20 protein-coding genes and 1 pseudogene are annotated in these 19,555 nt (G+C 59.1%); 8 read left to right on the top strand and 13 right to left on the bottom strand.

Translation table 11 applies throughout. The features are described 5' to 3' along the window. Window positions 1-165: 165 nt before the first annotated feature. The 3 genes from ACN0SY_RS12805 to ACN0SY_RS12795 all read right to left on the bottom strand — a co-directional run bounded on the left by ACN0SY_RS12805 (window position 166) and on the right by ACN0SY_RS12795 (window position 2,938). Window positions 166-1,503 (bottom strand): ammonium transporter, encoded by a 1,338-nt coding sequence (locus ACN0SY_RS12805; protein ID WP_417687601.1) that lies wholly within the window; start codon window positions 1,501-1,503, stop codon window positions 166-168. A 20-nt stretch (window positions 1,504-1,523) separates the two neighbouring features. Further along, window positions 1,524-1,862 (bottom strand): P-II family nitrogen regulator, encoded by a 339-nt coding sequence (locus ACN0SY_RS12800; RefSeq protein ID WP_417687599.1) that lies wholly within the window; start codon window positions 1,860-1,862, stop codon window positions 1,524-1,526. A 524-nt stretch (window positions 1,863-2,386) separates the two neighbouring features. Then, complete coding sequence (locus ACN0SY_RS12795) at window positions 2,387-2,938, bottom strand: DUF924 family protein (protein WP_417687597.1); 552 nt, start codon at window positions 2,936-2,938, stop codon at window positions 2,387-2,389. Window positions 2,939-3,029: 91 nt separating this feature from the next. On the opposite strand from ACN0SY_RS12795, the gene ACN0SY_RS12790 reads away from it, so the two are divergent. The 4 genes and pseudogenes from ACN0SY_RS12790 to ACN0SY_RS12775 all read left to right on the top strand — a co-directional run bounded on the left by ACN0SY_RS12790 (window position 3,030) and on the right by ACN0SY_RS12775 (window position 4,664). Continuing rightward, a complete protein-coding gene (locus ACN0SY_RS12790; protein WP_417687595.1) occupies window positions 3,030-3,257 on the top strand; it encodes a sulfurtransferase TusA family protein in 228 nt (75 codons plus the stop codon). A gap of 27 nt (window positions 3,258-3,284) precedes the next feature. Continuing rightward, window positions 3,285-3,755, top strand: a pseudogene (locus tag ACN0SY_RS12785) (low molecular weight protein-tyrosine-phosphatase). Window positions 3,756-3,828: 73 nt separating this feature from the next. Next, window positions 3,829-4,092 (top strand): hypothetical protein, encoded by a 264-nt coding sequence (locus ACN0SY_RS12780; RefSeq protein ID WP_417687593.1) that lies wholly within the window; start codon window positions 3,829-3,831, stop codon window positions 4,090-4,092. 119 nt (window positions 4,093-4,211) lie between these two features. Further along, window positions 4,212-4,664, top strand: coding sequence for a host attachment protein (locus ACN0SY_RS12775; protein ID WP_417687591.1), 453 nt, complete (start codon window positions 4,212-4,214; stop codon window positions 4,662-4,664). 34 nt (window positions 4,665-4,698) lie between these two features. On the opposite strand, the gene ACN0SY_RS12770 is transcribed toward ACN0SY_RS12775, so the two are convergent. Next, a complete protein-coding gene (locus ACN0SY_RS12770; protein ID WP_417687589.1) occupies window positions 4,699-5,556 on the bottom strand; it encodes a phosphatase PAP2 family protein in 858 nt (285 codons plus the stop codon). Window positions 5,557-5,645: 89 nt separating this feature from the next. On the opposite strand from ACN0SY_RS12770, the gene ACN0SY_RS12765 reads away from it, so the two are divergent. Beyond that, window positions 5,646-6,275 carry a 2-hydroxychromene-2-carboxylate isomerase gene (locus ACN0SY_RS12765; protein WP_417687587.1) on the top strand — a complete coding sequence of 210 codons (630 nt, stop codon included), beginning with the start codon at window positions 5,646-5,648 and terminating at the stop codon, window positions 6,273-6,275. 23 nt (window positions 6,276-6,298) lie between these two features. On the opposite strand, the gene ACN0SY_RS12760 is transcribed toward ACN0SY_RS12765, so the two are convergent. After that, window positions 6,299-7,426, bottom strand: a complete 1,128-nt coding sequence (locus tag ACN0SY_RS12760; RefSeq protein ID WP_417687585.1) for a hybrid sensor histidine kinase/response regulator — start codon at window positions 7,424-7,426, stop codon at window positions 6,299-6,301. Between the two features lie 210 nt (window positions 7,427-7,636). Between ACN0SY_RS12760 and ACN0SY_RS12755 the strand changes: the two genes are divergently transcribed. After that, complete coding sequence (locus ACN0SY_RS12755) at window positions 7,637-8,605, top strand: AEC family transporter (RefSeq protein ID WP_417687583.1); 969 nt, start codon at window positions 7,637-7,639, stop codon at window positions 8,603-8,605. A gap of 33 nt (window positions 8,606-8,638) precedes the next feature. On the opposite strand, the gene ACN0SY_RS12750 is transcribed toward ACN0SY_RS12755, so the two are convergent. From ACN0SY_RS12750 to gluQRS, 4 genes are all read right to left on the bottom strand, one after another. Next, the gene (locus ACN0SY_RS12750) at window positions 8,639-10,720 is read right to left on the bottom strand and encodes a putative bifunctional diguanylate cyclase/phosphodiesterase (protein WP_417687581.1); all 2,082 of its coding nucleotides are present in this window, start codon (window positions 10,718-10,720) and stop codon (window positions 8,639-8,641) included. Between the two features lie 68 nt (window positions 10,721-10,788). Further along, window positions 10,789-12,903 carry a putative bifunctional diguanylate cyclase/phosphodiesterase gene (locus ACN0SY_RS12745; RefSeq protein WP_417687579.1) on the bottom strand — a complete coding sequence of 705 codons (2,115 nt, stop codon included), beginning with the start codon at window positions 12,901-12,903 and terminating at the stop codon, window positions 10,789-10,791. Window position 12,904: 1 nt separating this feature from the next. Beyond that, complete coding sequence (locus ACN0SY_RS12740; RefSeq protein ID WP_417687577.1) at window positions 12,905-13,042, bottom strand: hypothetical protein; 138 nt, start codon at window positions 13,040-13,042, stop codon at window positions 12,905-12,907. 166 nt (window positions 13,043-13,208) lie between these two features. Further along, on the bottom strand, window positions 13,209-14,123 hold the full coding sequence (gene gluQRS / locus ACN0SY_RS12735; protein ID WP_417687575.1) for a tRNA glutamyl-Q(34) synthetase GluQRS: 915 nt from the start codon (window positions 14,121-14,123) through the stop codon (window positions 13,209-13,211). Window positions 14,124-14,247: 124 nt separating this feature from the next. Here gluQRS and ACN0SY_RS12730 point away from each other — a divergent pair, with 124 nt between their 5' ends. Then, on the top strand, window positions 14,248-14,889 hold the full coding sequence (locus ACN0SY_RS12730) for a DNA-3-methyladenine glycosylase family protein (RefSeq protein ID WP_417687935.1): 642 nt from the start codon (window positions 14,248-14,250) through the stop codon (window positions 14,887-14,889). 9 nt (window positions 14,890-14,898) lie between these two features. Here ACN0SY_RS12730 and ACN0SY_RS12725 read toward each other — a convergent pair whose 3' ends face one another. Then, window positions 14,899-15,666, bottom strand: coding sequence for an alpha/beta hydrolase (locus ACN0SY_RS12725; RefSeq protein ID WP_417687573.1), 768 nt, complete (start codon window positions 15,664-15,666; stop codon window positions 14,899-14,901). 86 nt (window positions 15,667-15,752) lie between these two features. On the opposite strand from ACN0SY_RS12725, the gene ACN0SY_RS12720 reads away from it, so the two are divergent. Next, window positions 15,753-16,928, top strand: a complete 1,176-nt coding sequence (locus ACN0SY_RS12720; protein WP_417687571.1) for a glycosyltransferase family 4 protein — start codon at window positions 15,753-15,755, stop codon at window positions 16,926-16,928. Window positions 16,929-16,938: 10 nt separating this feature from the next. Here ACN0SY_RS12720 and thpR read toward each other — a convergent pair whose 3' ends face one another. The 3 genes from thpR to ACN0SY_RS12705 form a co-directional block, all read right to left on the bottom strand. Further along, window positions 16,939-17,475 (bottom strand): RNA 2',3'-cyclic phosphodiesterase, encoded by a 537-nt coding sequence (thpR, locus tag ACN0SY_RS12715; protein WP_417687569.1) that lies wholly within the window; start codon window positions 17,473-17,475, stop codon window positions 16,939-16,941. Between the two features lie 226 nt (window positions 17,476-17,701). Further along, on the bottom strand, window positions 17,702-18,754 hold the full coding sequence (locus tag ACN0SY_RS12710) for an aldo/keto reductase (protein WP_417687567.1): 1,053 nt from the start codon (window positions 18,752-18,754) through the stop codon (window positions 17,702-17,704). A 45-nt stretch (window positions 18,755-18,799) separates the two neighbouring features. After that, the gene (locus tag ACN0SY_RS12705; protein ID WP_417687565.1) at window positions 18,800-19,438 is read right to left on the bottom strand and encodes an arylesterase; all 639 of its coding nucleotides are present in this window, start codon (window positions 19,436-19,438) and stop codon (window positions 18,800-18,802) included. Window positions 19,439-19,555 lie beyond the last annotated feature (117 nt).

Genomic DNA, 19,555 nt, shown 5'->3' with positions numbered 1-19,555 from the left:
TGTGAATGCATTTCGCTGTCGAATAATGCGGCAAGGGCGGTTCGGGATCCTGCCGCCTGAATGCCACGGATAACCAATAGGCAGCCAAAAGAAAAAAGCCCGGAGCAATGCCCCGGGCTTGAGTTGCGGTCTGATGACAGACCGCTTTGGGAGATTGGGTTCGCCTTAGCGAGCAGAGCCGATGCCGAACTCCGGATAGGCTTCCACGCCGACCTCGACCTTGTCGAGACCAAGTGCTTCTTCCTCTTCGGAAACCCGGATGCCCATGACAGCCTTCAGGATGACCCAGACGACGGCGCTTGCAACCAGGGTGAACACACCGTAGGCGACGATACCGATCAGCTGCGTGACATAGGAGGTGTCAGCGTTGGAGAACGGAACAATCAGCGTGCCCCAGATACCTGCGAGCAGGTGAACCGGGATCGCACCGACGACGTCGTCGATCTTCAGCTTGTCGAGCATCGGAACCGCGAAGACCACGATTACGCCGCCAACGCCACCGATGATGACGGACTGCAGGACCGACGGAGCCAGCGGCTCGGCAGTGATGGAGACGAGACCGGCGAGAGCACCGTTCAGAGCCATGGTGACGTCGACCTTCTTGTAGAGGATCTGGGTCAGGATCACGGCGACGACGACACCGGCAGCTGCGGCCATGTTCGTGTTGGCAAAGATGCGGGAAATGTCGGTCACGTCTGAGATGCTGCCCATTGCGAGCTGAGATGCACCGTTAAAGCCGAACCAGCCGAGCCACAGGATGAAGGTACCCAGCGTTGCGAGCGGCATGGAGGAGCCCGGAAGCGGGGTAACCTGGCCGTTCGGGCCGTACTTGCCCTTACGCGCACCCAGGATGATGGCGCCGGAAAGCGCTGCCCAGCCACCGACGGAGTGAACCAGCGTGGAACCTGCGAAGTCGGAGAAGCCCATTTCGGAGAGCCAGCCGGCGCCCCACTGCCAGGAACCGGCGATCGGGTAGATGAAACCGGTCAGGACAACGGTGAAGAGCAGGAAGGGCCACAGCTTGATGCGCTCGGCCAGGGTGCCGGAAACGATCGAAGCAGCGGTTGCAACGAAGACCATCTGGAAGAACCAGTCGGACGCCGTCGAGTAGCCGGTGTCGAGGGCGTTGCCGCCGACGGCATCGAAGGAATAGGGGCCGAAGGAACCGATGAAGCCACCATCAACGCCGGTGTACATCAGGTTGTAACCGGTGATCCAGAACATCAGGCCGGCGATGGAGTAGAGGGTGATGTTCTTCAGGCACTGCATGGACACGTTCTTGGAACGCACCAGGCCGGCTTCCAGCATGGCAAAGCCTGCTGCCATCCACATGACCAGGAAGCCGCCGATGAGAAACAGCAGCGTGTTGAAGATATAAGCGACTTCCGAGCTGACGGCAGCCGGAGCTTCGGCTGCGGCGGTGGTATCCTGCGCAAGCGCAGCCACCGACATCAGGCCCAGGGCGCCAAGCGCACCAGCGCTTTTTGCGACGAGATTTTTCATGATAGTTACCCTCAATACAATCACAGAGCTTCGGCGTCGGTTTCGCCGGTGCGGATACGAACCACCTGATCGATGGAATAGACGAAGATCTTGCCATCGCCGATCTGACCGGTCTTGGCTGCCGCGGAGATGACTTCGACGACCTTGTCGACGGATTCTCCAGCCACAGCGACTTCGATCTTCAGCTTCGGCAGGAAGCTGACCGCATATTCGGTGCCGCGGTAAATTTCGGTGTGACCCTTCTGGCGGCCATAGCCTTTGACCTCAGTTACAGTCAGGCCCTGGATGCCGATACCCGTCAGTGCGTCGCGCACTTCATCGAGCTTGAACGGCTTGATAATGGCCATCACAATTTTCATTGCTCGTTCCCATTCCTTGTTCCTGAGTCCCTTCCCGGCGAAGAGACTGGCCGACCGCCCCGTTTGCCCCCCTTGGGTCTGCGCTTCTGTGCTTGGGCGTCACTTCCTTGGAAGGTCATGCCCCGCGTAAAGCCGGGTCGGTGTCGCCCCTTTACTTACAAGGACCGTGCCAACTCGAGGGAACGCATCATGAATTGGCGGAAAACTGCCAACTTTGCGATCATTGACGGAAAAAACGCCACTCAGGCACACCCACCTGGATGCATAACCAGAAGGTTGCAAATGCATAAAAAATAATCAACAAGTCAAAAATGATCTAAAATTAGGCATTCCTGTTGGCGCTGAAGCTTCAACGGTGATTTTTGCGGCAGCATAATTGCACCCGTTCGGGGCAATCGCTCTCGAATTGGCCTGAGAGACGCAGCGTTAACCGGTCGTTAGACCGGACGCACTCTTGGCCGTGCCGATGGCCACACTCCACGACGACGTTGGAACAAAGGCAAGAAAGAAGAAGTTACCCCAACTCAGGCAGAAAAGCCGCCATCGTCGAGAAAGGCTTTCTCCTCCGCGGTGGTCTGCCGGCCAAGAACCTCGTTACGGTGCGGGAAGCGCCCGAAACGCCGGATCACATCCATGTGGATCAGGGCATAGTGATAGTAGTCCTGGTTGCCGAGCTGCCGGAAGAGGTCGACCGCCCTGCCTTGTGCGTCCATGTCTTCCGCGTGTTCGAACGGCAGGTAGAAAAAGGCACGGGCATCAGTCGGATAAGCCTTGTCGAAACCATACTCGAGCGCATGCGTCGCAAGATCCACGGCCGCACCATCGGCCTCGAATGCCAAAGGGCTGTTGCGGAAGATATTGCGCGTGAATTGATCCAACAGAATGATCAGCGCAAGGCATCCGTGCGGCGTGTCCCTCCAATCAGACAACGAGCCCGCTTTGGCGGCGTCAACTGTTTCGGCAAAGCGCTGCCTGATCTGTGCGTCGAAGGCCTCGTCGCGGGCGAACCACTTCTTCGGCCCGGCGCTCCACCAGAAATCCAGCACTTCGAACGGAGTCACGGTAAGGTTGCTCATTGGGCACAAACTCTGGTTGGGAATTATCGATGGTTTCGCACTATATAGTCACACATCGACGATGTGAGACCAACAAGGCGACCAGAAAACCGTGAGCGACGACACACTTCTTGATCTCAAGGGGCTCAAGTGCCCGCTGCCCGTTCTCAAGACACGCAAGGCGCTCAAGGCACTGCCAAGTGGAGCAAGACTGACAGTGCTTACGACCGACCCGATGTCCTTTGTCGACATTCCACACTTCTGCAATGAAGACGGCCACACGCTTGAATCGACCGAGAAGGACGGAAACGACGGCCGGTTCATCATCGTGAAAGCCTGACCGCAGCTCTGCTCCAAAAGGCAGCCCATGTTCGACCGCGACGTTCCATCCATCCTTTTTGTCTGCCTTGGCAACATCTGCCGCTCCCCTCTCGCCGAGGGCATCTTCCGTCACGTTCTCACGGGATCCGATCCGAAAAGCGGGATGACTATCGATTCCGCCGGAACCGGCGCATGGCATGCGGGCAATCCACCCGATCCACGCTCTGTCGCGGTCGCCGAAAAACACGGAATCGACATTTCCGCCCAACGCGCAAGACAGGTGGTCGAAGCAGATTTCGAACGGTTCGACCTGATCCTCGCCATGGACCTGGAAAACCTGGGCAATCTGAAAAACCTCAGGCCACATGGGTCGGGAGCAGATGTCCGGCTGTTCCTGAACGCGCCTGCAACAGAAGTCCCTGATCCGTAGTACGGTGGCCACGATGGCTTTGACCGGGTTTACGAAATGCTCCTGGCAGGGAGTCAACGCCTCGTCGAGCAGCTGCGGACGAGCTGAAAGATGTGACCTTCATGATGCTGTCTTGAAAGGTCCGTATTCAGGCGCCTCGTTGCCCTGCTGATGGACGCGCATGAAGATCATCTGGTGGACATTGGCTCTCGTTCTCGTGACGCTCGGCCTTGCAACCCTCTGGCTTCCCATACCCACCGGCGTTCCGTTGCTGGCGCTCGGCGCCATCATCATCATCGGAACCAGCCGCCCCGCCGCCCGTTTGCTCAGGAGCCGGCGGCGGTGCTCCAGCAACCTCAACGAGGCATTCCTATGGCTGGAGGACCGCGCACCTGGCTCTTTTGCGCGGATCCTGAAACGAACCCGGCCGCGCGTAAGGCGTTAACGCCCGCCTTTGAGCGAACGCTTGATCCGCCTCAAGGCAGAGGAAGGCCGTTCCCGCCTAAATGCAGGGCAGGAGCTGCGAGGGTTCGCAGGGGCATGAAACACGAAGGAGTAGTCGCAATGAGCGGTCTGAAAATCGATCATGACGCATGGGTATTGGTCGGCGATGGCGAAAAGGCACTCGTCTTTCGCAATCAGGGCGATTCCGACTACCCCAACCTGCAGGTCATCCAGATCATGGAGCATGAGAACCCACGAACCGGAGAACAGGGAACCGACGCCCCCGGACGCAGGCACGACGGCCCCAGCCCGCAGAAAAGCGCAATGGAGCCGACCGACTGGCACACCATCGAGAAGCACCGCTTCGCCAAGGAGATGGCGGATGCCCTCTACAAGGCAGCTCACAAAGGCAAATATTCAAAGCTGATCGTTGCCGCCCCTCCGATGACACTCGGTGACCTGCGCAAAGCGTTTCACAAGGAGGTCAAGGACAGGGTCGTTGCCGAAATCGACAAGACCCTCACCGGGCATCCCCCGGCTGAAATCGAGCGGATCCTGACCCAGAAAAGCTGATGCGACCGACCAGACCTCGGGTCTGTGGCCGAGATCAATGAGTTGAAAACATCCTTAGGAAACGGCGCAGGCGGGCAACCAGCCGAGCGCCGTTTCGATTCAAAAGGACCTGTAGCACACGCCCTTTGCGGGTAAACCATTCATCCAGATGGCTATCATGCAGCCATCGCGGCGCCTGGACAAACAGGAAGCGGTGAACCAGCACGATCACCAGGAGTGTCAGCCCCCAGGACAACAGGGTGTCCGACAAAAAGTGGCCACCAAAGGCGATCCGGTTCAGCGACAACAGCAGTCCGAGCGGGACGAGGAACACAAGCAGGGCAAGACGCCAGGCAACCGGAGCAACCAGCACGGCGCCAACAAGCCACATTCCCGCAGATGCCTCTCCGGATACGAAAGAGCAATTGGTATCGCACCAGTTGGTCGGCAGCCAGACGGGCTGGTAAGGCATGTCGCCACCAAAGACGTCGACCATGACAGGCCGCGGCCGCCCCCAGTTGTTCTTCAGGATCAGATTGACCAAAACTCCCGGGCCGAGAATAAGCGTCGTCAGCAGGAATACCGGGGTCCTGAGCGGCATGAAAGGACGGCGAGCCGGCAGAAACAGCTTGGCAAGGAGGACGAGCACACACAGCACCGCGATGATCTTCACCAGGTGAGGCCCCAAGTGCCGGAACCGGCGCAAGAATGGCTCGCCTTGGGCCCAAAACCCCTGATCAGCGCTATAAAACAATCCGCTGGCCCACAGGTCCACGGCCGGAAATGCCAGAAAGAAGGCCGAGACTGCTGCGATGTAGATCAAGAGGGCCCGGACCGGATGCGCGTACGCCCAGTCACAAGTGGTCCGCAAATAGCCGGCGATTTGTTGCTTACGATCAATTTGCTCGCTCATTGGCGCTCTTTACCCCATTCACCGCGCAAGACCAATCCTTTACCAATGTTTCCGTGAGCAACTACGCCAGGGCGAAGAGGGAAAGCGGCATGGGTCGACAAGGGAATGATGGCAAGCGACCGTCGCTCCACTTCTGGTTCGATTTCGCATCCACCTACAGTTACCTCTCCGCAATGCAGATCGAGACTGTTGCGGCGGATCGCGGCGTCATGGTCGTATGGCACCCGTTCCTTCTCGGCCCCATCTTCCGCAAGCAAGGCTGGGAAACATCGCCGTTCAACCTGATGCCGGCAAAAGGGCGCTACATGTGGCGCGACATGGAACGTCAATGCGAGGTCTTCGGGCTGCCACTTGTACGGCCTGACCCCTTTCCCCAGAACAGTCTGCTCGCCGCACGAGTTGCCCATGCCGCCCGCGCAGAACCCTGGATCGGGGCCTTTGTCCGGGCTGTCTTCTATGCCGAGTTCGGAGCGGGCCTCGACATTTCCGACCCGTCGATCATCGCGGGCATCCTGCTAGACGTCGGGGCAGATGCCGCGGCCGCACTTGCCAAGGCGGAGACGATGGATGTGAAAATCGGATTGCGCGCCGCGGTCTCCGAGGCAGAAACCCAAGGCGTATTCGGCGCCCCGACCTTTATCTCCGGGAGAGGCGAACTCTTCTGGGGCCATGATCGCTTGGAACAAGCCCTCGATGACGCCTTGGTTCTGAGCGATTGACGACAGAACGCGCCGTGTCGAAATCAGGTTCCCGGATCCATCCTTTTCCGGTAGCGATCCCTGGCATGTCCCATTGCCTGGAATAGATCGACCGGCGACAAGGGCTTGGCCAGCACCTCACGGAAACCGGCCTCCCTCAGTCTGTCATCTCCAACGGTTTCGAGCGCGGCGGTGACGGCGATCAACGGCATTTCCTCAAAACCGCACAGCTCCCTGATCCGCCGGGCCGTTTCCAGTCCATCCATCTCCGGCATATGCAGGTCGAGGAGAACCGTGTCATAGGCGGTTGCGGCCACGCGCTCCAGCGCCTCGAAGCCGCTTGCCGCCTGGTCACTGGAGATTGAAAAGGACTCCAGCAGAGCCGACAGCAATCGGCGATTGGTCAGGTTGTCGTCGACGACCAGAACATGCGCCTCGGCATTTGCTGGACGCAGCGTAGGATAGTCACTCTGGACCGCGTCGGAAGCAACAGGGCGGTACGGCAAGAGAATGCTGAATCGACAACCCGCACCCTGCTCGGAGCTCAGCTCCAACGTGCCGCCCAGTTCAGCGACAAGCTGACGCGCGCCCCATAGTCCGAGCCCCGAGCCCGGGCTGCGAGCCTTGCCGGCAGAACCACGAACATAGGGCTTGAACAGGCGTCGCTGCTCGATCTTTTCGATACCGGGACCCGTATCCGCCACGCCGAGCACCATCATGCGCCCGGAACCATCCGGCAAGTCGTCCTCGCTCAAGGAAACAGTGATACTGCCCAGATCGGTATATTTGACCGAATTGTCGAGCAGAGCGGTCAGGATACGGCGCATCGCGCCCGCCTTCCCGGCCGGGAGTGTCAGCGACGTATCCCCTTCATCAAGTATCAGCTGAAGCCCTTTAGCCTCTGCCGCCACCGTGTAGAGGCCAACTGTTTCCCGCACGATCTGCGACATCGGCCGCTCGCCCGATGCCTCATCAGTGCCGCTGATCAGATCACCGGCAAGGTCGGACAAGGCGTCAATCGACCGGATCAATAGATCCAGACGCTCGGCCTGCTTTTCCGACAGGGCCTCGATCCCGATCAATTCAGCTGTCAGCTTCATGGCCGACAAGGGCGTGCGCAGGTCGTGCGCCAGGAGGGCAAGCTTCCGCGCCGACTTTGAATCCTCTGACATGAACTGATTCTAGTGCCTAAATTGCGCCGCCTGCAAATGGAACCGACCCCAAGCATTGCATTCCATGTGCGTGACGGTAAAACTCATTGCAGACAAAGCTTGTCGATCCTTCCGGAGTGCGACCTCCTCCAGCCTCGGCCCTACTCTCCGATGCGATTTCGCTCTCTATGCCCACGTCCCAAGGTACACAGCCCGCCCGCGAGATTTATCATGCCGCTCGAAATCCTGGCCATCGTCCTGCCCGTCTTCATCCTGATCGGCATCGGCTATGCGGCGGCACGTTCCGGTCTCTTGTCTCAAACCATCGGCGAATCCCTCGGCGAATACGTCTACCTGGTCGCGATACCGGTGCTGATCTTCAAGACCATGGCTGTCGTCCAACTGGGCGATCAGAACCCATGGGGCCTGTGGGCGGCATATTTCACAGGAGTCGCAGTAACATGGGTCCTGGCAAACCTGATCATCCGAAAGGGTTTCGGCCGGGAAGCAAGGGCTGGTGTGGTCGGAGGGATTTCAGCAGGCTTTGCCAATACGGTCATGGTCGGCCTGCCACTGATCTCGTCAGTCTATGGTGATGATGGCCTTGTACCGCTTCTGATCATCGTCTCTGTGCACCTGCCGGTAATGACCGTCGTGATTTCGGTTCTGATGGAGCGAGCGGCGGCACTTGACGGCGTCTCGCAGGCACCTCCGCCGCGCGAAATGCTTCTGCGCATCGGGCGGAACCTGGCGGTCAATCCCATCGTCATCGCAATCGTATGTGCGGTAGCATGGCGTCTTGCGGGATGGCCGATCCAGGGCGTGCTCAAGGATGTGCTGGACCGCATCGCTGCAACGGCCCTTCCGGTTGCACTGCTGTCACTCGGAATGAGCATGGTGCTCTACGGCATCCGGGGCAATCTGCTCCCCGGTCTCTGTCTCAGCCTGCTGAAACTCATCGTGATGCCGGCGATCGTATACGCCGTCAGCGCCCATGTTTTCCAGTTGCCGCCACTTTGGGTCGCTGTGGCCACCGTCACCGCAGCCTGCCCGACCGGCATAAACGCCTACATCTTTGCCAACCGGTATGGCACCGGTCACGCCATGTCCGCCAACTCGATTTCCATGACGACGCTTGCAGCAGTCATCAGCAGCGGACTTTGGATCATGACCGTGTCGAACCAGGCTTCTGGGATGTGACGCCTTTCCCGTTCGACTGATTGGAGAAAGGCGTCACGCTCTTCGCGCGGCGCGTCTCGAGACATCCATCGGGTTTCGCGAATTGTACTCCTCGACAAACTGACCGTACTTGTCGAAAGGAACGGGCGCGCTCCAAAGATACCCCTGGGCACTATTGGCACCCCAGGCCTTTAGAAGGTCCCGTTGAAGCTCGGTTTCGACGCCCTCGGCCACGGCCTCGATCTGAAGCTGTTTCGCCATGGTCAGCATCAACTGGGTCACCACACGATGCCTGTCGCTCTTGGTGATCTCATTGGTGAAGGAACGATCAATCTTGAGGCCATCGAACGGCAATTGTGCCAGATCCTGCAGGCGTGAAGCCTCGCGGCCAAAGCCGTCCAGCATCAATCGAATTCCGGATTGGCTGATCGCGCTCAGGTGACTGTTCGCCTGCGTCGGATCGTCAGACACCAGATTCTCGGAAATTTCCAACTCTATGGATTTGGTCGGAAACCCTGTATCGGCGACCACGTCGCAAACCCATTCCGCAAAATCAGGGTTGCGGAACTGAATCGGGTCGATATTCACGCTGATGGACAGCTGGTGGCCCCGGTCGGTGAGTTTTTTGCTATCCTCGATTGCGCGGCGCAGAACGTATTCGCCGATAGGCGTGATCATGCCGCAGGCTGCCGCGATGGGAATGAAGCGCGCTGGAGAAATCTGTCCAAGCTCAGAATGCTGCCACCTGAGCAGAGCTTCCGCCCCAACCACACGGTCGGTGGCAAGGTCGATCTTCGGCTGGTAGACGACACTCATCTCCTCGCCGTCCAACGCCATCCACAAATCCTCCTCGAGCCGCTCACGTTCGGCCTCATCTTCCTTGTCCTTGGACGTGAAGAGATAGATGGCACCGCCATTGCGGGCCTTTAGGGTCGTGATCGCACTATTTGCCGATCGGACAAGTTCATCAGCCGTCGCGCCATGCTCGGGGTAAAGCGCCGCGCCACTTGCGCCACCGACGACAATCGGAAGGTTTTCGATGTTGAAAGGCTTGGAAACTGCTTCGACAAGAGCGTTGCCGAGTGCCTCGACCGGAGCAGTGTCAACAATTCCGGGTAGCAGGATGCAGAACTTGTCGGACGAGAATGATGCCAAGGTCGCGCCCTGAAGGTTCGCGCGTGTCGCGAAATCATCGATCACCCGCGAAATCCTGGCCGCCGCCGCCACCATCAGCTTGTCACCGATGACATAGCCATGCTCTTCAACGGCTTTGCCGTAACGGGTCACCTCCAACATCAGGCAGGCTCCGCGCGCACGCGGAGTAAGCTCCACCGCCTTGCGTGCGGCAAGCAGGAAACTGTTGCGATTGAGCAGCTTGGTCACGGCGTCCTGAGATGCCATGGCTTCAATCTGCCGCATGTTGGAGCGCAGTTCCGTGATCATGGTCCGGAAGGCGCTTTGCAGCTCGCCAACCTCGCCCGAGCTGTTGACCGGAAAATCAGTGCCCAGAAAACCGCTTGCGGCCTCGTTGGCCGCTTCGGTGACCTGAGTGATGCCCCGCGCGAGACGGAACATGAAATAGGCGCCAACCGGTGTGAACAGCAAAAGGATCAAGCTGGCGATCATCGCGCCCGACATGATGCTGTCGTATTTGACCTGCTCGACACGGTCCATCGACATACGAATGGCGACAGCCCCGATGGAACGATTGTTCACGAGGATGGGCTGCAGCTGGAGGAGCGACATATCGCCGTAAAGACGCGAGGGCTGGCGGGACGCCATCACCGCAATGGTTTCAGCACGAAATGCCTCGGAAGACGGGCTGCCTTCTGCAGTCCGATAGGAGTTGCCGTCCCGATCCAGAATCCAGGCGTGCATCACGTCCTGTTTGGAAACGAGGTCCGTCAATATGCCGTCGATCGCTGCCGTGTTTCCGGCCCCTGCAAGTCCCGCAACGGCCGTTGCCGCGCTACGGGCAATCTCCTCGCTGCGGGATAGCAACGCCCCTTCAGCGGAATCGACACTGCGGTAGTAATCAACCGTCGTTACGGTGAGGGCAAACACACTGAGCACGAGCGTGAGGCAAAGTGTTGCCCGCACGAACACCATCCGCATCGGACGTCCGCTCAATTTCATGAAACGGCTTGCCCAACGCCATTTCGTCAATGTACCCAATCCGCCCCAAGTCACAGCGCCCCTCCACCTCAGGCTCGCAATTTTTGATCGATATCCTTAATCGCGACCTTTGCACTCGCTTCAGATTCCTTAACCAGCTCGCGGAACCGCGCATAATCGACTGGCGGGCTCCACAAGTAGCCTTGGGCATAGTTGGCGCCCCAGGCTTTGAGATGGTCGAATTGCCCGCTCGTTTCGATCCCTTCTGCAACGGTTCGCATTCTAAGCTGCTGCGCCATCATCAGGATCAGTTGGACGATGGCGCGACGATCTTCACTGTCCGCCATGTCCATGACGAAGGACCGGTCGATCTTCAGCGTATCGAACGGCATGGTCGCCAATGTGTTGAGGCTGGAGTAACCGGTCCCGAAATCATCGATCGCAAAGAGGACCCCTTCCTCCTTGATCGGCATGATCTGGTCAAAGACCTTTTTCGGATCGTCCATGATGCTGGACTCGGTAATCTCCAGTTCCAGCTTTTCCAGCGGGAACCCGCTTTCGCCCAGGATGCCCAACGTCCTGTCGGTGAATGCAGGTGACTCGAACTGAACGGGCGCTACATTGACTGCGATCGACAGATCACTGCCTTCATGGCGGAGTACGTTCATGTCTTCCAGAGATTTGCGCAGCACGAACTCACCGATGGAAGTCATCAGCCCGCATTCTTCTGCAAGCGGAATGAACTTCCAAGGCGGAACATTGCCAAGCTCCGGGTGCTGCCAGCGCAGGAGAGCTTCCGATCCCATGATCCGGCCGGACTTCAGGTCGAGCTTGGGTTGGTAATAAACCTTCAGTTCGTCATTCTCGAGCGCGGTACGCAGATGGCGTTCGATCTTCTCACGCTCGATGGCCTTTTCACGGATCTTTTCGTTGAAGACCACCGATTGATCTCGACCGGCTTCCTTCGCCGCAAACATGGCCATGTCAGCGCACTTGAGCAGTTCCTCCGAAGAATCTGCATCCTGCGGATACAGAGCAACGCCTATGCTGGCACGCACGACGAGTTTCAGATTGTCGACCCTGAAGTGCTCCGCCATCTTCTCGACGATCAGGTCCGCCAATTCCTTGAGCGTCTCAGCATCCGTGACACCTGGCAAAATGACGATGAACTCGTCGCCGGAAAACCGCGATATGAAGGGCTTGCCGGTGCACTTCGGCTGAGCGTGCTTTTCGATAAGGTTGAAGACCCGCTCTCCGGCCATCAGCAAAAGGCGGTCGCCGACGGAGTGACCATGGGCGTCGTTGACGGCTTTGAACCGGTCGAGGTCGATGAACAGAAGCCCTCCTTCCGCACGAGGCGAAAGGTCGATCATCTGTGTTGCCACATTCCCGAACTTCAGACGGTTCGGCAGGCCGGTAATGTTGTCGACGTGGGCAAGGTATTCGATCCGCTGCATGTTGTTGCGCAGGCTGACCGACATCTGCTGGAAAGCCTTCTGAAGCTCGCCAACCTCCCCAACCGTGTCGACTTCAAGCGACGTATCGAGAAATCCTTGCGCGGCTTCGTTCGCCGCCGCCGTCACGCGGCTGATCCCGTGGGTTGCCCGATAGACGAGGAAGGTACCGATGGGAACAAACACGCAAACGAGGATTCCCATCAACATGAGGGATTGCCTGATCAGCGTCAGCTTGAGCGCGCCAATCTCCTCCTTCGACATGGTGATACTGACTGCGCCGACGGTTTCCCCGGCATGCTTCACCGGCAGTATGTACTGCATTGTCTCCGCGTCTTCCCGCGTGAACGGTTTGCGGCTTTCGATCGCGGTAAGAACATTTTCGTCGATAAACGTTTCACGCCCACTCAAACGCGTTGTGATATCGCTCGCGAAAACATGCCCTAACCGTGTGTAGGCTCGGGCAGCGACCACCAGAGACTCTCCTGCAAGCGCGTCAAGCAGCGTCTCCATCTCCGTGTACTGCTTTTGCTTGATCTCTCTTGCCGCAATTCTTGAGACAAGCGTCGCATGATCATGAGCCTTATCGAGCAGCCGCTCTTCGATCTCCCAGACGTCGTTGTAGTAATTGATACCGGTCACCAGGCCGGCAAAGCCGAACAGAAGCGCCACAACGTAAAATGTCGTGCGGACGAATACGCGGCCATAGTAGGCCTGAATGGCGGAAAGATACTTCTTCAGTCTCTGCATTTTAGCGGACCTCATACCCTTTCAGGCAAGGAACCACTCTGCGAGCCCGAGCGCCATCCGGCAACACGAGAGACAGCTGGACCAGAAGGGACGGCAAGATCATCGCAACAAGCAGGGCTGCGTAATAATCGGTCATCATTCCTCCCGTCCACATACTCGAGATCACTTGAACACGTCATCGCAAGCTAGGAGGAACAAGTATACAAATAGATAATTTAGAAGTTTCCGATATTGAAATGCTTCTGATTGGATGTTTTTACAGTAAAACAATTTATTAATTATAATTTTTACAATGAACCACGTAGCTAAAAGCAGAGAGCCGTGCCCAAATTGCCCAAAATCTCGTCAACCGCGGCACCAGAGGCGCGTAGGAATCGCAAGCTCGTCGCATTGTCGGACTTCGACAGTTTTCTGCCATCCAGCCCCCTAACAAGTTCGTGATGCCGGTAGCGAGGCTCTTTCAGCCCGAGCAAATGCTGCAAAAGGCGATGAACAGAGGTCGCATGGTACAGATCGCGGCCGCGCAGCACGTCGGTGATGCCCTGGACCGCATCGTCCACCACGACAGACAGGTGATAGCTGGTCGGCGTGTCCTTGCGCGCAAGGATCACGTCCCCCCATACAGCAGGGTCGGCAGTGACTGCTTCTCCCTCGTACCAATCCGAAGGCGTATCCTTGACCTTCGACCATTCCGAGGGGCCTTCCCACCAGGTCAGAGCCTCTGTAAGCGTCCCCAGCGCCGCCTTCATGTCGAGCCGGATTGCATAGGGCGCATCCCCGGCCTTGCGGGCGGCGAGCTCGTCTTCGGAAAGCACCACACCGTCTCCCGGATAGAGTGGCGCCCCATCCGGATCGCATGGCCATGCCATCCCTTTTGCTTCGTTTTCCGCAACGAACCGCTTGATTTCCGAACGCGTCAGATAGGCACGGTAGACGAGCCCCCGCTCCTCCAGCGTTGCGAGAGCTTGGGCGTAGGCATCGAAATGCTCCGACTGGCGGTAGACCGGCTGTTCCCAGGACAGCCCCAGCCACGCGAGATCCTCGAACATGTCCTCGATCAGCGCCGGCGTGCAGCGAGCCGTATCGATATCCTCGACGCGGACGAGAAACCGGCCACCGACACCCTTGGCCGCTTCATGGTTCAGCCACGCGGACAAGGCATGGCCAAGATGCAGATGCCCGTTCGGAGAAGGCGCAAAACGAAAGACGGCTGGCTGCATGGAATATAACGGCCTTCACAATCGCGATTTTCGGGTTTCGGGCGGGGCCCGCAGCCTGTACCTATCAGGTCCGCCCCGTTCCCGAAACGGCCCAGGACCCGAAGCCTTGTCAGACGCACCTCCTTTGCAGCCGATCGACACGCTGGCCGATGTCGAGCGCGGTCTTGCCGCATTGCTGAAGCTGGCGCCCGCCCTTGCCCCCATTGCGGAGGAAGCCGGGCCACTGCCCCTGCGCCGCCGCGCACCTAATTTCGCCTCGCTGGCTCATATCGTCACCGGGCAGCAGGTCTCGGTCGCAAGCGCCAGCGCCATATTTGCAAGGCTCGAAACCCAGGTTGCCCCCCTGACTGCGGAAAATCTTGAAGCACACTCGGACGAAGCCTTGGCCTCGGTCGGGCTGTCGAAACCGAAAATACGCACGCTGCGGGCAGTCGGCGAAGCCTGCAGGGGAGGACTTGATCTTGAAGGTCTGGCGTCACGACCTGCCGCAGAAGCCCATGCGGAACTCTGCATCATCAAGGGCATCGGGCCATGGACAGCAGATATCTTCCTGCTGTTCTGTGCCGGACATCCGGACATCTTCCCGGCCGGCGACCTGGCCTTGAGGATTGCTGTCGGCGAGGCTCTTGGCCACACCGAAACGCCTTCGATCAAGCAAGTCGATGCGATTGCATCGGATTGGGCGCCCTATCGCGGGATCGCCGCAAGGCTTTTCTGGGCATGGTACCGGGTTCGCCGAACCGGACGCGAAGCGCTTCCCGTTTAACGTCGCCCGTCACACCAACGCTTCAACGGCCCGCAGCATCAGATCGAGATCTTGCGGCCGTGACAGGCGATGATCCCCATCAGGAACCAGCGAGAAGGTGACGTCGTCGTGTGGCAGGGCTTCGGCAAGCCGCATCGCGTGCTGCCAGGGAACGTCCGGATCGAGCGCCCCTTGCAGGATCGTCACCGGACACCCGAGCTCAAGCGACTTTCCAAGAATGAGGTGGTTTCGACCGTCCTCGATCAATTTGCGCGTGATGACATAAGGGTCGCCTGAATAGGCAGAGGGTTGCGCCCAGCGCCCGTCCAGCAGGATCGTCTCGCGGATCTCATCTGTGAAGCGCTGCTTCCACATCAGTTCCTCAGTGAAATCTGCCGCCGGCGCGATCAGGACCATACCCTTGATCAACCCGGTCTGGCGACGCGCCAGCGCCAGCAGCATGGCCAACCAACCGCCCATGGAAGATCCGACGAGAACCGTCGCCCCGGTACAGTACCGGTCAAAGACCGCCAGCGTATCCTCCAGCCAGTCGGAGACACAGCAGTCCTCGAAATCACGTCCCGAGAGGCCGTGGCCGCAGTAGTCGAAGCGCGTGCTTGCGAGATCGCGTTCCCTGGCCCAATCGGCAAGGGCAAGCACCTTGGTCCCGCTCATGTCGGACTTGAAGCCAGACAGCCAGAAGATACCCGGCACCCGGCCTGCATCGTGCCGGACCGCGATCTGCCGCTCATTTTCCGCTTTTCCAACCGCTATGAATTGCGGATCGTCCCGGGTCATACTATGGCTCTGCTGGTTTTCCTCTGACGTGCGCCTTCATTGGCACAGACGGGGTTCAATGAGAAGCGCCAACGCCGGAGCCGTAGGTGAGCAACAATGATGGAATGCCCGTCGTCCTGCAGGTCATACCCGACCTGAAAACAGGCGGCGCCGAGCGCACCACCGTTGACGTGGCGAAGGCCCTCGTCGAGGCAGGCTGGAAGGCCATCGTCGTCAGCCAGGGCGGGCGCATGCTGGACGAGCTGCAGCAAACGGGTGCGTTGCATGTCGCCCTGCCTGTGAAATCCAAGAACCCACTGACGATCTGGCGCAATGCCGCGAGACTGCAGGCAGTCATCCGCGAACATGGCGTCGACCTCGTTCATGCCCGAAGCCGCGCACCCGCCTGGTCGGCTCTCCGGGCTGCACGCAGGGAAGACATCCCTTTCGTCACGACCTACCACGGCATCTATAACCAGACCAACGCCCTCAAGGGCTTCTATAATTCGGTCATGGCAAGGGGCGATACGGTTATCGCCAACTCAGGTTACACAGCGGACTTGATCCGCGAACGCCATCCCTTTGCGAAGAAACGACTGACCGTGGTTCACAGGGGTTCCGACCTCACCGCGCTTGATCCGCATAACGTTGCTGACGACCGGAAGACTGCGCTGCGCGCAGACTGGGGTATTCCCGAAGGAGCCCCGGTCATCCTGAACCTTGCCCGCCTGACCGCCTGGAAGGGACAAAGGGTCATGATCGAGGCGATGGCTGAGCTGGTCCGAACCGGCGACACCCAATCCATCGCGATCCTCGCAGGCGATGCGCAGGGCCGCGAGGCGTATCTGTGGGACCTGCGCGACCGGATTGCGAAGCATCGCCTGCAGGATCGGATCAAGCTTGTTGGTCACTGCTCGGACGTGCCCGCTGCGCTCGCGCTCGCCGATGTCTCCGTCGTCGCTTCCACCGAACCCGAGGCCTTCGGGCGCGCTGCCGTCGAGGCGCAGGCAGCGCATGTACCCGTCATCGTGTCGGATCTTGGCGCGGTTCCGGAAACCGTTCTGGCTCCGCCGGAAGTTTCGGAAGGCGAGCGGACCGGCTGGCGCGTACCGCCGGGCGATCACGAAGCCCTCGCCAAAGCCATGCGCCATGCACTTGACCTGTCTGACAAAGCCAGGGCCGCCCTGACGGGTCGTGCTGCGCAACATGTCTCTGAAAGCTTTTCCGTTGAGGCGATGTGCGCGGCAACACTGGAGGTCTACCGCAAGCTTCTGAAACGTTGATCGGGAGGCCTCAAGCCGCCAGCGGATAGGCCTCTTCGACCAGATACGGTCCGCCGCCAACGCTTGCCTTGGCCGAGTAGAGCACGAACCGTCCTGCCACGAAGGGTGGAGCCTGAAAATTTCCGCGGTCCGCAAGCCACCTGGCCACATCCTCGTTGCTCGACGTGCGGCAACGGGCAATCGTTACATGAGGTGTATACTTGCGCCGTTCCGACGGCAGACCGATGCGTTGCAGGATGCGTTCCTGCTCGGACTGAAGCTCCGCCAGCTCGGGCGTCGGTTCGACTCTCGCCCAGACAGCATGCGGCTTGCCATTGCCGAAGGACCCCAGACCGCTCAGCCGGATATCGATCGGGTCACGGCGGATCCGATCGAGCGCTTCGGCCACCTCGTCGGCGGTCCGATCATCGATGTCACCAATGAAGCGCAGAGTGATGTGATAGTTTTCCGGGTCGATCCAGCGGGCGCCTCGTAGGCCTCCCCGAAGCATCGAAAGCATGAGACCCGTCTCTGCCGGAATCTCGAGACCTGTGAACAGTCGCGGCATCGGCTGCCCCTCCACTGGTTTCGACATATCCATGAGGAATCATCTTTTGCCGCAGCGCAAGGGAAATTCGCAAGGCCTTGAATCATTGAGAGTTTCCGGACCGGGATAAAGGCCACCCTTGAGTTGCGAACCCGTTCCGACGGGATGATTTTCCGGCAAAATGATTCTGTTTGAAGGCCGGACCGCGGAGGCCATGACCATCCGCGATCCGGTAGAACGAAAGAACTTACGGACAGGGGTTGCCGCGACGCTGATGAATGTCGTCGATGCCGCCAAGAACCTCGTCAGACAGAACCAGGTCGGCGGCGCCGAGATCGTTTTCCAGCTGCTCCATCTTGGTTGCCCCGAGAATAACCGAGGTCATGAAGCTGCGGGAATGGGCGAAAGACAAGGCCATCTGTGCCGGATCTAGTCCATGTTTCGCGGCAAGGTCCAGATACTCATTCATGGTCTCCTGAGCGCCAGCGCGCTCGTAGCGCTGCAGGCGATCGAACAGCACCTTGCGTGACCCGGCCGGCGCAGCGCCGTCCCGGTATTTCCCCGTGAGATACCCCTGCGCCAGCGCCGAATAGGCCAGAAGGCCGACATTTTCGCGCAAGGCAACCTCGGCAAGACCGGTATCGAACGTCCGGTTGACCAGAGAATAGGCGTTCTGAATCGAGACGACACGCGGAAGACCGTGCATTTCGGCTTCCTTCAGATAGGTCATGGTGCCCCATGCGCTTTCGTTGGACAGGCCGAGATGCCGGATCTTGCCCGCCTTGACGAGGTCAGCCATGACTTCGAGCGTGCTGTGGATCGAGTTCTCGTCGGACGCCGGTTCAACGTCTTCCCAGCGGGTGGGATTTGCGCCGAAGCCCGGAACGTTCCGGTCCGGCCAGTGGATCTGGTAGAGGTCGATGTAGTCGGTCTGCAGGTTTTTCAGGCTCTGGTCGACCGCTTCCTCGATCTGCTGCCGAGTCAACCTGCCCTTGGACCCGTCCTTGCGGAACCAGTCCATGTCGGAACGGCCGATAACCTTGGTCGCCATGATAATCTTGTCGCGACCGCCACGTTCCTTGAACCAGGTGCCGATGATGCGTTCGGTGCGGCCCTGCGTGTGCCGGCTGGGTGGGATCGGATAGAGTTCGGCGGCGTCGAAGAAATTCACTCCCCGGTCGACCGCCAGATCCATCTGGGCGTGCCCCTCGGCCTCGGTGTTCTGCTCGCCAAAGGTCATGGTGCCAAGACACAGGGAGCTGACGGTAATATCGGTACGGCCAAGGCGGCGGTAATCCATCGCTTGTTCCTTAAAACTGAAACTGCATGTGGGGCGGGACTGGGTTCAGAACGAACCGGCCCGTTCTAGAAGTTGCTCCACGAGAGGTAGCATATTCGCGACAATCACGGAAACACCCTGTCCATTCGGATGCATTCCATCGGCGAGGTTCAGGTCCGGATCGAGCGCCACTCCTTCGAGGAAGAATGGATAGTGGAGAGCGCCGTGAGCAGCGGCGACTTCCGGATAAATCGGATCGAATTCGGCCGCATAGTCCTCACCGAGATTTCGCTGGGCCATCATGCCCGCCACGAGAACGGCGACCCCGCGCTCCGTCAGGCGCGAGACAATGGCCTCGATATTCTCGCGGGTTTTTTCCGGTGGAATGCCCCGCAGCATGTCGTTTGCGCCTAATTCAACAATAACCGCCTTCACATCGGGACCAACCGACCAGTCAAGGCGCGAAAGACCTCCCGACGACGTATCGCCGGACACCCCTGCATTCACCACTTCGACGTCATGGCCGCGTTCGGTCAAAGCTGCCTGGAGCTGGTTCGGGAAGGCCTCTTCCGGCGGCAGCTGGTAGCCGGCCGACAGACTGTCGCCGAGAACCACGAGCTTCAAGCTATCTGCCTTGGCCGAAACGCCTGAGATGAGAGCGGAAAAGCAAAAGGCAAAGACAAAATGATACAATTTTGCGCGCATGGCAGGTCTGGATCCCTCCGTATCTTGGACCCATATGGTCGCAGAAGGCCTTGTCGGCAATACCGGCAGGGAACCGGCATGCACGAGGCAGGCATCAATAGCTGCAATAAGCCAGAC

Origin of the sequence: Roseibium sp., assembly GCF_048261595.1 — a bacterium.
Lineage (GTDB): Bacteria > Pseudomonadota > Alphaproteobacteria > Rhizobiales > Stappiaceae > Roseibium.
Note: the sequence above shows the minus strand (reverse complement) of the source record. Positions and strands in the feature narration are given on the sequence as shown.